Source organism: Streptomyces luomodiensis (assembly GCF_031679605.1).
Classification (GTDB): domain Bacteria; phylum Actinomycetota; class Actinomycetes; order Streptomycetales; family Streptomycetaceae; genus Streptomyces; species Streptomyces luomodiensis.
Map to the genome: position 1 here is coordinate 9,608,141 of NZ_CP117522.1, position 16,712 is coordinate 9,624,852.

Here is a 16,712-nt window from a genome sequence, read left to right on the forward strand (position 1 = left end):
TCATGCCAGCCGGAAGCAGGAGAGAGGTATGGCCGATGACGACGGCATCCATGGCCTGGACCCCGATTCGTCTCAGGGAGCTGTCGGTACCCAACCGGGTGTGGCTCTCACCGATGTGCCAGTACTCCGCGGACAGGTCCGGCGCCCCGACCGACTGGCACATTGCCCACTACGGGTCCCGGGCGGCAGGGGGCGTCGGCATGATCATGGTCGAATGCACCGCCGTCGCCCCCGACATGCGCACCACGGCACAGGACCTCGGGCTGTACACCGATGACCAGGTGATCGGCCACCGGCGATTGGCGGAGGCCATCACCTCTATCGGGTCGGTGGCGGCGGTCCAGCTGGGGGTCGCGGGTCGCAAGAGCTCGCACGGCGTGCCGTGGGCGAATGACGGGACCCGGAACGCGATACCACCGGAGGATGGCGGATGGCAGCCGCTTGCGCCTTCCCCGATCCCGTTCGCCGGCCTGGCCGTTCCGGCCGAGATGACCACGAAGGACGGAACGCGGGTGCTGGAGGACATCGAGCGGGCCGCCCGCAACGCCCATCGCGCGGGTTATGAGGCCATCGAACTCCATGGGGCGAACGGATATATGCTCCACGAGTTCCTCTCGCCGCTGGCCAATCACCGTACCGACGAGTGGGGAGGCGACCCGGAGCGGCGGATGCGGTTCCCGCTGGAGATGGTGAAGGCCGTTCGCGCGGGCTGGCCGGAGGACAAGCCGGTCCTCGTCCGTCTGCCCGCCGCGGATCTGCTGGAGGGCGGTCTCACCGCCGACGATATGGCCCTGGTCGCGACCCGCATGGGCGAGGCGGGCGTTGACATGATCGACCTCGTGACCGGGGCGCTGGTCCCGGAGGCCCTCCGGGTTGCCGAGCCCTTGCACAACGCCCAGTACGGTCCGCGCTTTCGTGCGGCAGGGGTCCTCACGGCGGCGTCCGGCATGATTTCGCAGGCGCACCACCTCGATCAGGCGATCCCGGAGCTGGTGGACGCGGTGCTGGTCGGCCGGGCCATGCTGCGCGACCCCTATTGGGCGCTGCGCGCCCTCGATGCGGAGCCGCGTGCGTCGTGGCCGAAGCAATACCATCGCGCGTTCTGAGGTACGCGCATCGCCCGCAGTCCGCCGCCGTGTCCCCAGGACTCCAGGACCCCAGGACGGGAATCCCTGGAAGCGGCGGACAGTTGCCGCAGCGTGCGGGATGCGGGTTCGGCGTGCGAGGAAACTTCACGCGCGGGCGATGATTTTGCTTCGGGGTAAGGGTCTCCTCCTTGAACGCCCCTGCCGGACGCCCACCTGTTCCGGTCCGGGTGCGGAGGCAGAGCACTACTCGTGACAGGAGACTCTCCCGAATGACTGATCCCGAACTGGCAGCAGGCCGCAGCCGGAGGGCCGGGGTCTGGCCCCTGATCCGCAATGAGCGAGCGGCGCTGGCGACCGATCTCGCGGACCTGTCTGACGAGCAGTGGGCGACACCTTCGCTGTGCGGCGGATTGACGGTACGCGAGGTCCTGGCGCATCTGACTGCGGGGGCCAGCCTCAACGCCGCGCGCTGGCTGGCGGGTGTGATCCGCTGCCGGTTCGACTTCGACAAGCAGGTGGCCATGCGGCTGGCCGAGCAGCTGGGGGCAACCCCGACCGAGACCCTTGAGCGATTCCGGCACATCGTCCCGAGCACGACGAAGCCTCCGCTCCCTGCGGTGGCCATGCTGGGCGAGACGATCGTGCACGCGGAAGACATCCGGCGCCCGCTGGGAATTCGCCGTGACCATCCGATCGAGACAGTCACGCAGGTGGCCGAGTACTACCGGGGATCGGACCTCGTGGTCGTCGCCAAGGGACGCATCGGCGGCCTGCAACTCGTCGCCACTGACGGCCCCTTCGCGGCCGGTTCCGGACCGCTCGTGTCCGGCACCAGCTTGGCCCTGGTGATGGCCATGACCGGGCGCACGACGTACTGCGATGACCTTGAAGGCGACGGTGTTGAGCTCCTCCGCGGCCGCTGCGCAATAGTGTGACGGCGTGGAGCCGTTCCTCCCAACGCTTCGCCCGGTGGAGCCGGGCCCGAGTACGGGCCCGGCTCCACCGCGTCCCGACACCCCCGGTCACCGGTATGTCGCCGGTAAAGGTGTGGAGTCCTCGCAACGACGCGGACGCTCCGGTCGTCGCTTTCCAACGCGCGCTGACGAGGGACCGCCGGCCGGAGATGGCTGACAGGGCCCGGCCGGCCGGCGGTCGTTCGGGGTTATGCGAACAACGGGCTTTCGCCGCCGCCCGCCGTGGGGTCACCTTCGTCCATGGGCATGCGCGAGCTATCCCTTCAGTCGAGGAGGTCCAACCCGGCGGCGACGATGCTGTCGGTATCGATGCCGTGGTAGCGGTAGACGTCCTCAAGGCCGCCGGACTGGCCGAAGCCGGTCACGCCGAGCGTGGCGATGGGCACGTTGTTGACCGTGGCGAGGAAGGCCAGCGTGTGCGGGTGGCCGTCGAGCACGGTGAGCAGGGGAGTGGCCCGCTCGGCCGGGAAGATCTGGTCGAGGATCCAGGCCGGGGCAGCCGCCAGCCCCCGTCGGGCCTGGAGCGCGCGGAAGAGCAGGTCCGGACTGGTCACGCACACGACGTCGGCGCCGTAACCGAGTGCGGCCAGCCGGTCGGCGGCGGCCATGGCCTGGGGAACCGTGGCGCCCATCGCGGCCAGTGTCACTGCCGGCTGATCGTGCTGCCGTAGCCGGTAGCCGCCTGCGACCACCTGCCGGCGGCGGCGTTCGCGGGCAGCCGGGTCGCTCGGCACCGCCGCCAGGGACTGGTCGATGGGACGGGTGGACAGCCGCAGGTACGCCGAGCTCCCGTCCGGCCGGCCGAGGTTGCCGAGCGCGGCCAGCAGGCACCACTCGGTATCGATCGCGAACGCGGGCTCGTACGCCACACACCCCGGCTGTTCGATGCCGAGCGAGGGCGTGGTGATCGACTGGTGCGCGCCGCCTTCCGGTGCGAGGGTGACGCCGGACGGCGTGCCGACCAGGATCGACTGGCCGCCGGCGTAGATACCGAAGGACCACGGCTCCAGGGCCCTGTTGACGAAGGGGTCGTAGACCACGCCGATCGGCAGCAGCGGCTGGCCCCAGCGGCTCCAGGTGGCGCCCAGTTCGCCGAGCAGGCCGACCAGGTTCGTCTCGGCGATCCCCAGCTCCACGTGCTGCCCGGTCGGCTTCTCCCGCCAGTGCAGGATCGTCTCCGCGTCGTCCGCGAACCAGTTGGTGCGTTCAGCGGGCGACCACACGCCCACCTTGTTGAGCCAGCCGCCCAGGTTGGTGGTGGAGCTGACGTCCGGGCTGACGGTGACGATCCGGCCCGCCGCCTGCGGTGCCTGACGGGTGAGGTCCAGCAGCACCCGTCCCAGGGCCTGCTGGGTGGTGCCGGTGCCGCTGGGTGCCGGGCGGCCAAGGTCGGGCGGGACCGTGGGCGGCGCCTGCGGCTCGCGCAGGGGACGGCGCAGCCGCCGGGCGGCGGCCGCGCACAGATCCGCTTCCGCCGAACCCTCGGCGAAACCTGTCCATGGGTGGTCCAGGTCCGTCCCGAGGCGGTCGGCCAGTGCCCGCATCTGACCGGCGGTCAGCAGCGAGGAGTGGTTCTGCGGATGGCCCTCGGTGGGCAGCCGATGGCCTTTGACCGTGTACGCGAAAATCACGGTCGGGCGGGTGTCGTCGACGGCGTCGTACGCCTCGAGCAGCGTGCCGAGGTCATGGCCGCCCAGGTTGCGCAGTGCCGCCAGCAGAGTGGCATCGTCCAGTTCCGCGATCAGCCCGGCGATGGGGGCGGCGGTGGAGCCGGTGCCGGGCAGACGTTCGCGCAGCTGATCGGCGGAGCAGCGCAGCAACCGCTGGTACTCGGGGTTGCCCATGGCGTCGATACGGGCGCGCAGGGACTCCCCGCCGGGACGGGTGAACAACTCCTGCAGCAGGTGCCCGTACTTGAGGCTGAGCACCTGCCAGCCGGCCGCGGCAAACGTGTCCCGCAGCCGTTCCGCGGCGATTCCGGGCACGACACGGTCCAGCGACTGCCGATTCAGATCCACGACCCACACCACCTCGCCCAGGCCCGGCACCGCCGGGTCCTGGACCGCCTCCCAGATCGCGCCCTCGTCCAGCTCCGCGTCACCGAGCAGGGAATACTGCCGCCCGGTGCCGGCGCCGCCGAAGTGGCCCTCCACGTAGCGCCGCGCGAGGGCACCCCACAGGGGAGCGGTGGCGCCGATGCCGACCGAACCGGTGGAGTAGTCGACCGGATCGGGGTCCTTGGACCGGCTGGGATAGCTCTGCAGACCGCCGAAAGCGCGCAGACTCGTCAGGTAGGACTCGTCCAACTCGTCCAGCAGGTAGTTGATCGCGTGCAGAACGGGTGACGCGTGAGGCTTGACGGACACCCGGTCCTCGGCGGCCAGCGCGTGGAACCACAGCGCTGTCATGATCGAGGTCATCGAGGCGCTGGACGCCTGGTGACCGCCGACCTTCAGCCCTGACGGGTTCGGCCGCACGCGGTTGGCATGGTCGATGATCGCCGTGGAGAGCCACAGCACCCGCCGCTCGACCGCCTCCAGCGTCGCGAGTTGTCCTGGCTGGACAGGCCCCCTGTCCTGAGCGTCAACGGATGCCACCTTCGGAACCACCACAGACCACCTCCGCATCCCGGGTCAAGACCCCGGGCTGTGACTTTGTGATCCGCAAGTAGACAGATAAGTCTCCGACTGCACAAGATGCTCCTCTGTGACTGAGCATTCTGCTCAAATGCAAGGGGAACGAGAGGACGCCGATTGAACACCGTGAACAGCAAGCGGGCCCTGGACGCCACCGACGCCCGGATCCTGCTCGCCCTGGCGACCGAGCCACGCGCCACCGTCGTCGCCTTGGCCGAGCGCCTGGGCCTGTCCCGCAACACCGTTCAGGCGCGGCTGGCCAGAATGGAACGTGGTGGCGCGCTCGGTTCCTTCGAACGCCGCATCACCCCGGACGCGCTCGGCTACCCGCTCACCGCATTCGTCACCGCACGGGTCGACCAACACCGGCTGGCCGAGGTCTCCCAGGCGCTGACAGGCATTGCCGAGGTGGTGGAGGTCTTCGGTCTCAGCGGCGAGACCGACCTGCTCGTGCGGGTCGTCGCAGCCGACGCCGAGGACCTGTACCGGATCGCGGGACAGATCCTCGCCATCCCCGACGTGGAACGCACCACCACGGCCCTCGCCATGCGCGAACTGGTGCCCCACCGCCTCACCCCACTGCTGCGCCGTGCCGCCATGGACGGCAGCCGGCAACAGGACGATGAAGGGCCCTGATGGGCGGGTCGGCCGGTCGGTGCGGGCGGCACTCCACCACGGGAAGCCCGCCGCCTGAGCAGGTGTCGGCTGGTCACGCTCGGCCGCAGCCGCTGCGGACTACGCCTCTCCAGCGCACCGGCCCTCGCCGTCGGCTGCCTGCTCCCCGGCGGCCAGGCCACCTCCTGGAGCAGGGAGAAGACCAGCGCGCGCCGTGTGATGGCCTGGGGAGCCCCGCCCCGGCCCCCGTCGCGGACGGCACCGCCGCGTAGGGGGGGGCGGCCGGACGCGGACCGGCGAGTGGAGCCTTGACATGCCGATGAGCCCGTCCCTAGCCTGTGCCGTGTTCAGGCACACCGTGCCATGATTTGGCACGCCGTTAGGGAGTGAAAGCCTTCACCCTCCGGAACGGCGACGATAGGGGTGTTCGTGACTTCTTCAGCTGGCGCGACCGTCGGCACGTACGACCCGGGCGCGTTCCGCGGACTGCGGTTTCACACGGCGGTGGAGCGGTTCCGCAGTGGCGCTGACACGCCGCGCGATTACCTGGAGCGTTGCCTTTCGAGGATCGCCGAACTCGAGCCGACCGTGCGAGCCTGGGCCGTGCTCGAGGAGTCGGGTGCGCGCGAGCAGGCTGACGCCAGCACCCGTCGCTACCGTCGGGGGGAGCCGCTCTCGCCCATCGACGGCATGCCCGTCGGAATCAAGGACGTTCTGGAAACGAAGGACATGCCCACCGAGTACGGCTGCGCCGCGTACGCGGGTAACTTCCCGAAGCGGGACAACGCCGCGGTGTGGGCACTGCGGCAGGCGGGCGCCGTCCTGGTCGGGAAAACCGTCACCACGGAACTGGCGGGCCCGGAACCCGGCCCGACGACCAACCCGTTCCACCCGGAGCACACGCCGGGTGGATCGTCGTCCGGCTCGTCAGCGGCCGTCGGGGCGTCGATGGTGCCCGCGGCGATCTCCACACAGTCCGGCGGATCGCTCATGCGGCCTGCGAGCTTTTGCGGAAACTGGGGTCTGAAGCCGTCACGCGGGGCCATCAATCGTGGTGAACGACAGACCGCGAGCACGACGGCCCACGGCGTGGTGGCGGCGTGTCCTGAGGACATGTGGCAGGTGGCCATCGAGATCGCCCGTCGCGTGGGCGGCGATCCGGGTTGGCCGGCCTTGCGCGGGCCCGCCACGCCGCCACCGGCCCGAAAGCCCCTCACCCTCGCCGTCATGGAGACCGAAGGCTGGGACCGTCTGGACGAGCGGAGCCGCGAAGCCTTTGACCGGGTGACCCGGCAGATCGAGGCCTGCGGCGTGACGGTGCTCCGGCGAGGCGACGAACCACTGGTCGAACGATTCGAGCGGGCACTGGTCGGCGCTGCCGAGTTGACCAGTCTGATCCTCGCACGCGAGCACCTGTGGGCCTTCCGTGACCTGGTGGAGGCACACCCGGACCGCGTCAGCGCGCGGAGCAAGCGCTTCTTCATCGAAGCCGCGGAGAGGCTGGGGGCGGCAGGCTATGAGCGGGCGTTGCAGGACCGCGAAGTCGTGCAGGCGGCTTTCGCGGGTATGGGCAACGTCGTGGACGCCGTCGTCGCGCCGACATCCACCGGCTCGGCGCCGCGGTGGCTTGGCGATGTCGCCGGAGAGCCGCCGGCGCGATGGCCGACGGGAGACCCGGTGTTCAATACGCCGAGCTCGCTCTTGGGGGCCCCGGCGGTGAACGTTCCGCTCATGGCGGTCGGCGGGCTGCCCTTCGGCCTTCAGGTGATGGGGCAACCGGGCACCGATGCCCGCATGGTCGCTATAGCACGCTGGTTGGGTGAGGCCGTTGCGCCGGTCATCGCCTGATGCGGGCCAACGCGCCGTCCCGGAAGGGGGAGGGTCCGCCGTACCACGCCGAGGCAGCATGTTCCGCCGCTGCATCGTCCGGCGGAACGGCCACGCCGCTGACGAACGGCTCGGCGAGGTAGTCACCAGGGCGAACGTTGCCGATCCGGCACTGGTGCCAGTACTGCTCTTGGGAGACGCCCCGGTGGTCCGCGGTGGCTCGTAGCCGGAGGCGTTCACGTGCGTCCGGAGCGCCCACCACCGGCCAGAAACCGGCTCATCGCTGCCCGAACCTCCGGCCGGGCGGCGGCGTCGGCGATGAACCCGGCCTCGCACTCGAGGTGATCACGCAGTCCGTCGAGGTGTCCGGCGCGCATCAGCAGTTTCGCCCGGCTCAGCGCGGCTACTTGGCCGGTGGCCAGGGAACGGGCCAGTTCCTCGGAGACGGAGGGCAGGTCCTCGTCGTCGACGACCCGGCTGAACAGCCCCCACCGCTCGGCCTCGGTGGAACGCAGAACGCGGTTGGTGAACACCAGGTCGAGGGCTCGGCGCTCACCCACCAGCCGGGGCAGGAACCAGGAGGCTCCGCAGTCGGGAGTGAGGCCGAGGGCCGTGTAGGCCAGGCGCAGCTTGGCCGAGCGCGCCGCCACCACCAGGTCGGCGCTCAGCGCCAGGCCCACCCCTCCGCCGGCGACCGCGCCGCTGACTTGTGCGATGACGGGAACGGACAGCCCCGCCAGTCCGAGGACGGCGGCGTGCGCGGCACTGGCGACCGACATGACGTACGCGCCGACGTCGTCCCCTTGCGCGACGAACGCCTTGAGGTCGCCGCCGACGCTGAAGTTGCGGCCTTCGGCGCGAACCAGCACTGCGCCTACGCCGTTGCGGTCCGGCTCGGCCGTCCAGGCAACGACCTGTTCCACGACTCGTCGCAACGTGGTGACGAAGCCGAGGTTGAAAGCGTTTCCCGTTTCCGCGCTGGCCAGCACGACGTGCGCCACGGCGCCGTCGCGCTCCAGCACCACAGGAGGGTGGGAGGAGGCGGGCTGCTCACTGGCCGATGGCATCCGGGTTGTCGGTGCGGACTGTGTCATGAGCTCGTGTTCCTAGTCTCGCGGAGGACGTGTGGGACCGGCTGGGCGGTGCCTTGCGCCGGTGATCCGGCCGCACCGGACGTCGCCGTCGCGGACGACGACCCGCTGTCGGCTGTGTGCCGGGCGCGGACTGAGGCGGGGGAGGTCCATGCCGTCATCGCGCATCGCCGGCGAGCCCGGTCCGGTCGGAGTCGGCGAGGTGCGCGTGTTGCACTCTCAGGTCCTTCTTGAGGATCTTGCCACTTGGGTTCTTGGGCAGGGATGTGGCCAAGACGACGTACTTGGGCCGCTTGAAGCCGGCGAGCTTCTCGCGGGCGTGAGCGTCGATCTGCTCGCGGGTGAGCTCGACACCCTCCTTGGGCACCACCACCGCGGTGACCGCCTCGATCCAGTGCGGGTGGCTGATGCCGAACACGGCGACCTCCGCCACTCCGTCGAGCAGGTAGAGGGCCTCCTCGACCTCGCGGGAGGCGACGTTCTCGCCACCGGTCTTGATCATGTCCTTCTTACGGTCGACCACGGTGAGGTATCCGTCCTCGCCGATCACGCCGAGATCGCCGGAGTGGAACCAGCCGTTGCGGAACGCGGCGGCGGTCTTCTCCTCGTCGTCGTAGTAGCCGAGCGCGGCGTGCGGGGAGCGGTGCACGATCTCGCCGACCTCGCCCGGCGGGACCGGGTTGTCGTCCTCGTCCACCACGCGGGTCTCCACGTTGAGCGCTGCCCGGCCCGCGCTGCCCGCCAGGGGCAACTGCTCCTCCGGACGGAGGATTGTCGCGACCGGCGACATCTCGGTCTGACCGTAGAAGTTCCACAGTCGCAGGTCCGGGAGCCGCCGCCGCAACTCGCGCAGCACCTCCACGGGCATCGCCGCGGCGCCGTAGTAGCCCTTGCGCAGGCTGGACAGATCCAGGGTGTCGAAGGCGGGATGGCGCAGCAGGGAGATCCACACCGTGGGCGGACAGAACAGCTTGGTGGCCTTCTCGCGCTCGATCGCCGCCAGGATCGTGCCGGCGTCCGCCGCGGGCACGATGACGCTGGTCGCACCCAGATAGACGTCCACGCTGAAGAAACAGTCGAGCTGCGCGCAGTGGTACATCGGCAGCGCGTGGACCTCGATGTCGTCCGGGGTCATGCCGCCGTCGACGATGCAGGACACGTACTGGCTGATCAGCGACTTCGACGACAGCATCACGCCCTTGGGACGGGACTCGGTGCCGGAGGTGTACATCAGGCGCAGCGGGTCGTCGTCCGCGACGGCGACATCCGGCGCGGCCGGATCCCCCTCGGCGATCCAGCTACCGACGTCTTCCCAGTCCCTGGTGGGCGCCGCACCGGAGAGTCCGATCCAGCCACGGACCCCGCCCGCGAGCCCTGCGGCGGCGATGGCCCTCTCCGCCGTCGGGGCGAGCGCGTCTTCGATGACGATGCCCTTGGCACCGGAGTGGCCGAGGATGAACCCGGTTTCCTCGGCGTTCAGCATGAAGTTGACGGGCACGAGCACCACGCCGAGCCGTGCGGTGGCGAACGCCAGCACCGCGAACTCCAAGGAGTTGTGCGAGATCAGCGCGAGGCGGTCGCCCTTCTCCAGCCCGCGGGCGGCGAGGGAGTTGGCGCAGCGGTTCACCGCCTCGTCGAACTCCGCGTAGGTGGCGCGGCGCTCGCCGGCGACCACCGCGAGCTTGTCGGGGTAGCGCTGCGCGGTGCGGTGCAGCAGGTCGCCGAGGGTGTGCTGACGGGCCTGCGCGATTGAGGCTGCTGTCTGCGGTGCGAACGAGTTCGGCACGGTCGTCCTCCGAGCGGGTAGACGGGTCGGGTCGGGTGCCTCGGGCCGCGGCGTTCCCTTGGCGGGAAGCAGGGTCCGGTCGAGCGCCTTCATGCTCGAGATACCCATGAGAGTCAGGTGCGCGCCATCTGGGCCCGCAGGACAGAACACATGCTCGACTCCGGCCGGCTGCGGCCGCCGCCCTGCCGTGGAGGTGGGACCGCCCGATGCGGACCGGCGTCGCGTCGAGGCAGGGGCGACGACGACGTCGCGAAGATCCGTGCCGCTCGCCGGCGGTGCCGCGCGGGTGAGCGCGGCACCCCGGCCTTCCCGCGGATCGTGCCGGTCCCGCATCAGGCGCTGGGCACGGTCTCCGGGTGCTCCGAGCGAGGCTGGTCCACCGTGAGGTCGGTGAGGTCGCGGGTACGGGTTTCCGGGATCCACCACACGGCCAGCGTGCTGAGCAGGCTGATCACGAGCACGAAGGCGGAGATCAGCCCCGTGTTGGTGCCCCCGCCGGCCGCGGCGAGCAGCGACGCGGCGATGAGTGGTGTGAAACCGGCCATGAGGTGGGCGAGTTGGTAGCAGGTGGACACACCGGTGTAGCGGATCTGGGTGGGAAACAGCTCGCTGAGCATGACCGGTGCGACCGCCACCACCGGAGTCATCGCGAGCACCAGTACCGCGGCGACTGCGAGCATGAACAGCCCGGCCGAGCCGCTGTTTATCAGCAGGAACGCGGGGTGGGCCAGCGCCGCCATGAGGATGGTGCCCCCGACCACGACCGGCCGACGGCCGATCCGGTCGGACAAGCGGGCGAACAACGGCGTGGCGACCAGGGCGATCAGCGTGCTGACCAGGACCGCGCTGAGCGTGGTGCTGTGCGCGTATCCGATGGCCGGGGCGTAGGACATGATGAAGATGCCGAACACGCCCTGCCCGACCGTGGCGCCGAGCAGGAAGCCTGTCGACATGAGAACCGTGACCGGGTGGGTGCGCAGCAGCGTGACGATGGGGGCGCCCGCCGGCTGGTGTTCCTCGCGGCGCGCGAGGAACACGGGGCTCTCGGCGATGCGCAGACGGAAGTAGAGACCGACGCCGACCAGCAGGAAGCTCACCAGGAACGGAATGCGCCAGCCCCAGGCCAGCAGTTGGTCCTCGGGTAGCAGGGTCACCAGGGTCATCGCGCCGGTGGCGAGGACCGCTCCACTCGCGGCGCCCATCGCGGCGGCGCTGCTGGCGAGTCCTCGCCGCTTGGTGTCCGCGTGTTCGGATGTCATCAACACCGCGCCGCCGTACTCGCCGCCGACCGCCAGGCCTTGCAGGATCCGCAGGACGACCAGGAGAAGCGGGGCTGCGTCGCCGATCTGGTCGGACCCCGGCATGAGGCCGATGAGGCCGCTGGTGACGCCCATGATGACCATGGTGGTCACCAGGACGGCCTTGCGGCCGAGGCGATCGCCGAAGTGCCCGAAGACGATCGCCCCCGCGAAGCGGGCGATGTAGCCCACCGCGAGGGTCGCGAGGGCGACGATCGTGCCCACCCACGGCGAGAGGCCGGAAAAGAAGACCTCGTTGAAGACCAGCGCCGCGGCTGTGGCGTAGAGCAGGAAGTCGTAGTACTCGATGGTTGTGCCGAGATAGCTGGAGGTGGCGACTCGGCGGAGGTGTGTGCCCTTGGACGGCGTCGTTGCCATGGGGTTCCCTCTCGGGACAGTGAAGTCCAACGGACGGGTGGCCCGCGACGCACCGCTCGCCTCCGGGTAGTCGTCATGCGCTGTCGGTTGGCTCGGAGCGGTCCCGCGGTGCAGCCATGATTGGTAGGCAATTCAAGGGCTGTCAAGGGTTCGGGATGCCCTGGCTTATGACACGGTCGACGCGCTCGGAAAGGGCTTCTGTGCGGAGCGGCGCCTTGGAATGCTCGCTGGGATGGCGTCGAGTGGTCCCCTGACCAGGCCAATATGCTCATCGCTCAGTGCCGCTGCCGTCGTTGGGTGGGGTGTGGATGGTGGGCGCTGCTCCACCGGTTGCCGCTCGGTTTCACGGTTCAAGGACTTGCGTAACTCCTCAGGGGCAGCAATATTGGCTACCAATCGCGTCGGTGATTGCGCTGGAGATCGCCATGCCAGATCCCACCGGATGGGACGGCTCCGACGAGGCGCCAGGGGCCGGTGCGCCGTGATCCCCGTCCGTTCAGCGTCGTCGACTGATGTCCGTCCCCACCCCACCAACCCTTACCGAGAGGACGAAACCGATGGCCGAGATCGTGTTCGGGGCCGGGACCTCGCACAGTCCGTTGCTCGCAGCCCCGCCCCACCTGTGGGCCGAGCGCGCCGACCAGGACGTCCACAACCCTGAGCTCTACGACCACACCGGAGTCATCCGCGGCTTCGGCGAACTCGCCGCCGCCGCGGGCGGCCGGTTCGATGCCGTCTGCACGACGGAGGTCTGGCAGGCGAACTGGGACCGCTGCCAGGCCGCGCTGGACCGGCTGCGCGAGGATTTCCGCCGTGTCGCACCCGACGTGGTCCTGGTGATCGGCGACGACCAGCGCGAGCTGTTCGACGACACCAATCAGCCCGCCATGGCGATCTCCGCCGCGGCGGAGATGAAGACCTGCCTGCTCGACGATCACGATTCGGAGTTCCTCAAGGAAGCCGCGGCCAGCTATCTCATGGACGAGGAGTTCACCTTCTCCGGCCATGCCGAGCTCGCCGAGGATCTCGTCCGCGGGCTGATGGACGAGGGTATCGACGTCGGCTGGATGGCGGGTGCGCCCGCAGGCAAGGGCTTCGGGCACGCCTACGGATTTCCCATCCACCGGTTCCTTCAGCCGGACCCGGTGCCGGTCATCCCCTTCATGCTCAACACCTACTATCCGCCCAACCAGCCCAGCCCGCGCCGCTGTTTCGCGCTCGGTCGCGCCCTGCGGGCGGCCGCGGCCGCGTCGCCGATCAACGCGCGCATCGCGATCCTCGCCTCCGGCGGCCTGTCGCACTTCGTGGTCGACGAGGACTTGGACCGCAAGGTGCTCGACGCGATCGCCGCCAAGGACGCGGAGACCCTGTGCAGCCTGCCGCCCGAGTTGCTCAACAGCGGCTCCTCGGAGATCCGGAACTGGATCACTGCGGCGGGCGCGATGGAGGGGCGGGCGATCGACTGGTGCGAGTACGTGCCGATCGTGCGCTCCGCGGCCGGGACCGGCTGCGCCATGAGCTTCCTGGCCTGGCAGTAGATCCGCAAGACCGGCCGTAAAGACCGGCCGTAGACGCCCGCACCCATCCGGAAAGGATCCGTCCATGGCCCGACGATCAATCGAGGTGCCCGGACTGCACCACGGTGGCCTGCCCATCCCCCAGGCCAGCGTGGTCGGCAACCTGCTGGTCTCCAGCGGGATCTCCCCGCTGGACCCGGACACCGGCACCGTTCCGCCCGGTACGGAGGAGCAGGTCGCGCTGGTGTTCGCCAATGTGCGCCGCGTCCTCGACGCGGCAGGCGGATCGCCCGACGACGTCGTCAAGTGCGCGGCGTTCGTCCGCGACAAGTCGATCCGGCCCGTCATCGACAAGCACTGGCTGGAGATGTTCCCCGACGAGGCGAGCCGACCCGCGCGCCACACCCTGCGCATCGACCTCGCCGACCCACTGCAGATCCAGCTCGAGATCACCGCCGTCCTCGAAGAAGGCTGAACCAACATGATCATCGATGCACACGCACACCTCGTAGCGCCCGATTCCCTCTACGCCTTCCGCGCACTGCTGCTCGCCGACGGCGGCTACCACGGCATCGACCCGAAGATTTCCGACGACGCCCTGACCGAAGCCGCAGCCGGCAACGTGGCGATCATGGACTCGGTCGGCACCGACCTGCAGCTGCTGTCCCCGCGCCCGTTCCACCTCGGCAGCTCGATGCAGCCCTCGCGGATGCTCGCCCCCTGGGTCCGCGCCAACAACGACACCATCGCGCGCACGGTCGCGCTCCATCCGACCCGCTTCGCCGGTGTCGGAGCGCTTCCGCTGTCTCCGGATGAGCCCGTCTTGGTGGGATTCGACGAGCTGGAGAGGATCGACGAACTCGGCTTCGCCGGGGTGTTGATCAATCCCGACCTCCACGAAGGCCGAGGGAACACCCCGGCACTCGGCGACCGCTACTGGTACCCGCTCTACGAGAAGCTCGTCGAGCGCGACCTCCCGATCCACATCCACTCGGCCGGCTGCTACTCCGGCCGCGAGACCTACTCCGAGCACTTCGTCACCGAGGAGTCGATCGCGATCCTCTCGCTGCTGCGCAGCGACGTGTTCACCCACTTCCCGACCCTGCGCATCATGATCTCGCACGGCGGCGGGTCGGTGCCCTACCAGATCGGGCGCTGGCAGTCAGAGGCCCTGCACCCCAGCCTCGGAGGCAGCCCGGACGCCGAACGGTTCGAGACCGCGCTGCGCCGCTTCTGGTTCGACTCCGTGCTGCACCACCCGTTGTCCCTGGAGCTGCTGCTGCGCACCGTCGGCGCGGACCGCGTCCTGTTCGGTACGGAGAAGCCGGGGAGCGGCAGCGCCCTCAACCCCGACACCGGCCGCGACTTCGACGACATCAAGCCCGTCATCGAGGGCTTGGCATTCCTTTCCGAAGCCGAGAAGCAAGCCGTGTTCGAGGACAACGCGCGCACCGTGTTCCCCAAGCTGAAGAACCACGAGGCCCGCTGATGAACGACATCCTGGAACGACTGCGTGCGGTCGACACCTGCGCGGTGTCCGATGCCCTCGACCGCCACGGAGTGCGGGGCGTGGTGACCGGTCTGCGTTCGCTCGCCGCCGACCGCCCCTTCGCCGGGCGGGCCGTCACGGTTCGTCTCGGTCCGCCGGCCGAGGGCGGCACCCTGCCGAAGCGGCACCTCGGCACCGCCGCGGTCGACGCCTCCGGGCCCGGTCAGGTCATCGTCGTCGACCACCAGGGCCGGACGGACTGCGCGGGCTGGGGCGGCCTGCTCTCCCGAGCCGCCGCCTCCCGTGGGATCGAGGGGGTGATCGTCGACGGCGCCGCCCGCGATCTCGCCGAGGCCGCGGAGGTTGGGTTCCCCGTCCACGCTCGCACATCCACACCCGTCACCGCCCGTGCCCGTGCGGTCGAGCACGCCTGGGGAGAACCCGTAACCCTCGACGGCCTCGAGGTCATGCCCGGTGACCTCGTCCTCGCCGATTCCGGCGGTGTCGTCGTCGTCCCCGCGGACCGTGCTGAAGAGATCATCGCGACCGCCGAGCGCGTCGCCGCCACCGAAGCGGCCATGGCGCAGGCCATCGACGGCGGCACACCGGTCTCCGACGTGATGGGCAAGACCTACGAGGAGCTCACCGATGCCGATCACTGAGAACCAGTCCGAGCAGCGGTCGAAGCCGGACCCGGGCACCGCGCCCGAGCTGATCGCCCGGTTGGGCGCGCTGTCCACCTCAGGGGTCTCGGACGCCCTGGACAAGCTCGGCATGACCGGACAGGCCCTCGGCATCGCACCGTTGGACCGCTCCTTCCGCCTCGTCGGCCGGGCCTGGACCCTGCGCTACGGGCCGGTCGGCCAGGACCGGGGCACCGTCGGTGACTACATCGACGACCTCGGTCCCGACGACGTCGTGGTGCTCGACAACCAATCCCGTCTCGACGCAACCGTGTGGGGTGACCTGCTCACCACCACCGCGCACCGACGTGGCGTGGCCGGCACTGTCATCGACGGCGTCTGCCGCGACGTCGACCGCAGCCTGACCCTCGGCTATCCGATCTTCGCCCGAGGTAACTGGATGCGTACCGGTAAGGACCGGGTGCGGGTTGAGGCCACCCAGGTTCCTGTCTCCATCGGCGGTGTGCGCGTCGAACCCGGTGACCTGCTGCTCGGTGACGGCGACGGGCTTGTCACGATCCCCGCGGCCCGGATCGAGGAGGTCCTCGCGGCGGCCGAGGGGATCGAGCGAGCCGAGGACGCCATCAGGCGCTCGATCGAGTCCGGGGCGTCGCTCCGGGAAGCCCGCACCACCCACCGGTATCACGACCTACAGCATCGGACGACGTCATGACCGCCACCCGGACAGCCACCCTCACCTCAGCCACCGTTCACGAGGCCGCCGGGCGGATCGGGGCGCTGCCGTCGGCGATCAAGCCCGTGCATCCCGCGATGCACGTCGAGGGACCGGCCTTCCCGGTGCGGATGCCGGCAGGCGACAACCTCTGGTTGCACCGCGCGGTCTACGCGGCGAGCCCGGGGGAGATCCTCGTCATCGATTGCGGCGGGGGGTTCGAGCACGGCTACTTCGGAGAGGTGCTCGCCGAGGCGGCCCTCGCGCGTGGCCTCGCCGGCCTGGTCATCCATGGGGGAGTGCGCGACGCGCGTCGTCTCGGAGAGATCGGCTGGCCGGTGTTCGCCGAGCGGGTCTGCATCCGCGGCACCGGCAAGGATCCGCACGGCGACGGGGAACTGGGTGAACCGATCACCATCGGGGACGTGGAGATCCGTCGCGGCGACCTCGTCGTCGCCGATACCGACGGCGTCGTCTGCGTCCCCGCCGACCGTGCCGAGGAGGTCCGAGCCGCCTCGGCTGCCCGTGACGAAGCCGAACACGGCTACATCAGTCGACTCCGAGCCGGAGAGAGCACCCTTGCGGTCTATGGGCTGCGATGAGCATGCGGCCGGGCCGCACCGGACCACGCTGTTAGACTCCGAACCGCGGTCAACG

14 protein-coding genes are annotated in these 16,712 nt (G+C 69.9%); 10 read left to right on the forward strand and 4 right to left on the reverse strand.

Annotation, left to right across the window (positions count from 1 at the left end):
- Positions 1–35 precede the first annotated feature (35 nt).
- Both PS467_RS40210 and PS467_RS40215 read left to right on the forward strand, forming a co-directional pair.
- Positions 36–1,106, forward strand: a complete 1,071-nt coding sequence (locus tag PS467_RS40210) for an oxidoreductase (RefSeq protein ID WP_311039457.1) — start codon at positions 36–38, stop codon at positions 1,104–1,106.
- A gap of 251 nt (positions 1,107–1,357) precedes the next feature.
- Positions 1,358–2,023, forward strand: coding sequence for a maleylpyruvate isomerase family mycothiol-dependent enzyme (locus tag PS467_RS40215; RefSeq protein ID WP_311039458.1), 666 nt, complete (start codon positions 1,358–1,360; stop codon positions 2,021–2,023).
- A gap of 302 nt (positions 2,024–2,325) precedes the next feature.
- Here the strand turns inward: PS467_RS40215 and PS467_RS40220 are convergent, their stop codons facing one another.
- Positions 2,326–4,602 carry a transketolase-like TK C-terminal-containing protein gene (locus PS467_RS40220; RefSeq protein ID WP_432280787.1) on the reverse strand — a complete coding sequence of 759 codons (2,277 nt, stop codon included), beginning with the start codon at positions 4,600–4,602 and terminating at the stop codon, positions 2,326–2,328.
- A gap of 213 nt (positions 4,603–4,815) precedes the next feature.
- Here PS467_RS40220 and PS467_RS40225 point away from each other — a divergent pair, with 213 nt between their 5' ends.
- Both PS467_RS40225 and PS467_RS40230 read left to right on the forward strand, forming a co-directional pair.
- Positions 4,816–5,334 carry an Lrp/AsnC family transcriptional regulator gene (locus tag PS467_RS40225; RefSeq protein ID WP_432280698.1) on the forward strand — a complete coding sequence of 173 codons (519 nt, stop codon included), beginning with the start codon at positions 4,816–4,818 and terminating at the stop codon, positions 5,332–5,334.
- 408 nt (positions 5,335–5,742) lie between these two features.
- On the forward strand, positions 5,743–7,161 hold the full coding sequence (locus PS467_RS40230; protein ID WP_311039460.1) for an amidase: 1,419 nt from the start codon (positions 5,743–5,745) through the stop codon (positions 7,159–7,161).
- 215 nt (positions 7,162–7,376) lie between these two features.
- Here PS467_RS40230 and PS467_RS40235 read toward each other — a convergent pair whose 3' ends face one another.
- The 3 genes from PS467_RS40235 to PS467_RS40245 form a co-directional block, all read right to left on the reverse strand.
- Positions 7,377–8,234 carry an enoyl-CoA hydratase/isomerase family protein gene (locus tag PS467_RS40235; RefSeq protein ID WP_311039461.1) on the reverse strand — a complete coding sequence of 286 codons (858 nt, stop codon included), beginning with the start codon at positions 8,232–8,234 and terminating at the stop codon, positions 7,377–7,379.
- Between the two features lie 154 nt (positions 8,235–8,388).
- On the reverse strand, positions 8,389–10,017 hold the full coding sequence (locus PS467_RS40240) for a fatty acyl-CoA synthetase (RefSeq protein WP_311039462.1): 1,629 nt from the start codon (positions 10,015–10,017) through the stop codon (positions 8,389–8,391).
- 332 nt (positions 10,018–10,349) lie between these two features.
- A complete protein-coding gene (locus PS467_RS40245; protein WP_311039463.1) occupies positions 10,350–11,693 on the reverse strand; it encodes an MFS transporter in 1,344 nt (447 codons plus the stop codon).
- Between the two features lie 557 nt (positions 11,694–12,250).
- Here PS467_RS40245 and PS467_RS40250 point away from each other — a divergent pair.
- The 6 genes from PS467_RS40250 (at position 12,251) to PS467_RS40275 (ending at position 16,657) form a co-directional block, all read left to right on the forward strand.
- Positions 12,251–13,231 (forward strand): DODA-type extradiol aromatic ring-opening family dioxygenase, encoded by a 981-nt coding sequence (locus PS467_RS40250; RefSeq protein ID WP_311039464.1) that lies wholly within the window; start codon positions 12,251–12,253, stop codon positions 13,229–13,231.
- A 64-nt stretch (positions 13,232–13,295) separates the two neighbouring features.
- Positions 13,296–13,685, forward strand: coding sequence for a RidA family protein (locus tag PS467_RS40255; protein WP_311039465.1), 390 nt, complete (start codon positions 13,296–13,298; stop codon positions 13,683–13,685).
- A 6-nt stretch (positions 13,686–13,691) separates the two neighbouring features.
- Positions 13,692–14,699, forward strand: coding sequence for an amidohydrolase family protein (locus PS467_RS40260; protein WP_311039466.1), 1,008 nt, complete (start codon positions 13,692–13,694; stop codon positions 14,697–14,699).
- Complete coding sequence (locus PS467_RS40265; RefSeq protein ID WP_311039467.1) at positions 14,699–15,361, forward strand: RraA family protein; 663 nt, start codon at positions 14,699–14,701, stop codon at positions 15,359–15,361. Before PS467_RS40260 ends, PS467_RS40265 begins: the two co-directional genes overlap by 1 nt.
- Positions 15,348–16,055 (forward strand): RraA family protein, encoded by a 708-nt coding sequence (locus PS467_RS40270; RefSeq protein WP_311039468.1) that lies wholly within the window; start codon positions 15,348–15,350, stop codon positions 16,053–16,055. Before PS467_RS40265 ends, PS467_RS40270 begins: the two co-directional genes overlap by 14 nt.
- On the forward strand, positions 16,052–16,657 hold the full coding sequence (locus tag PS467_RS40275) for an RraA family protein (RefSeq protein ID WP_311039469.1): 606 nt from the start codon (positions 16,052–16,054) through the stop codon (positions 16,655–16,657). The genes PS467_RS40270 and PS467_RS40275 overlap by 4 nt, the downstream gene beginning before the upstream one ends.
- Positions 16,658–16,712 lie beyond the last annotated feature (55 nt).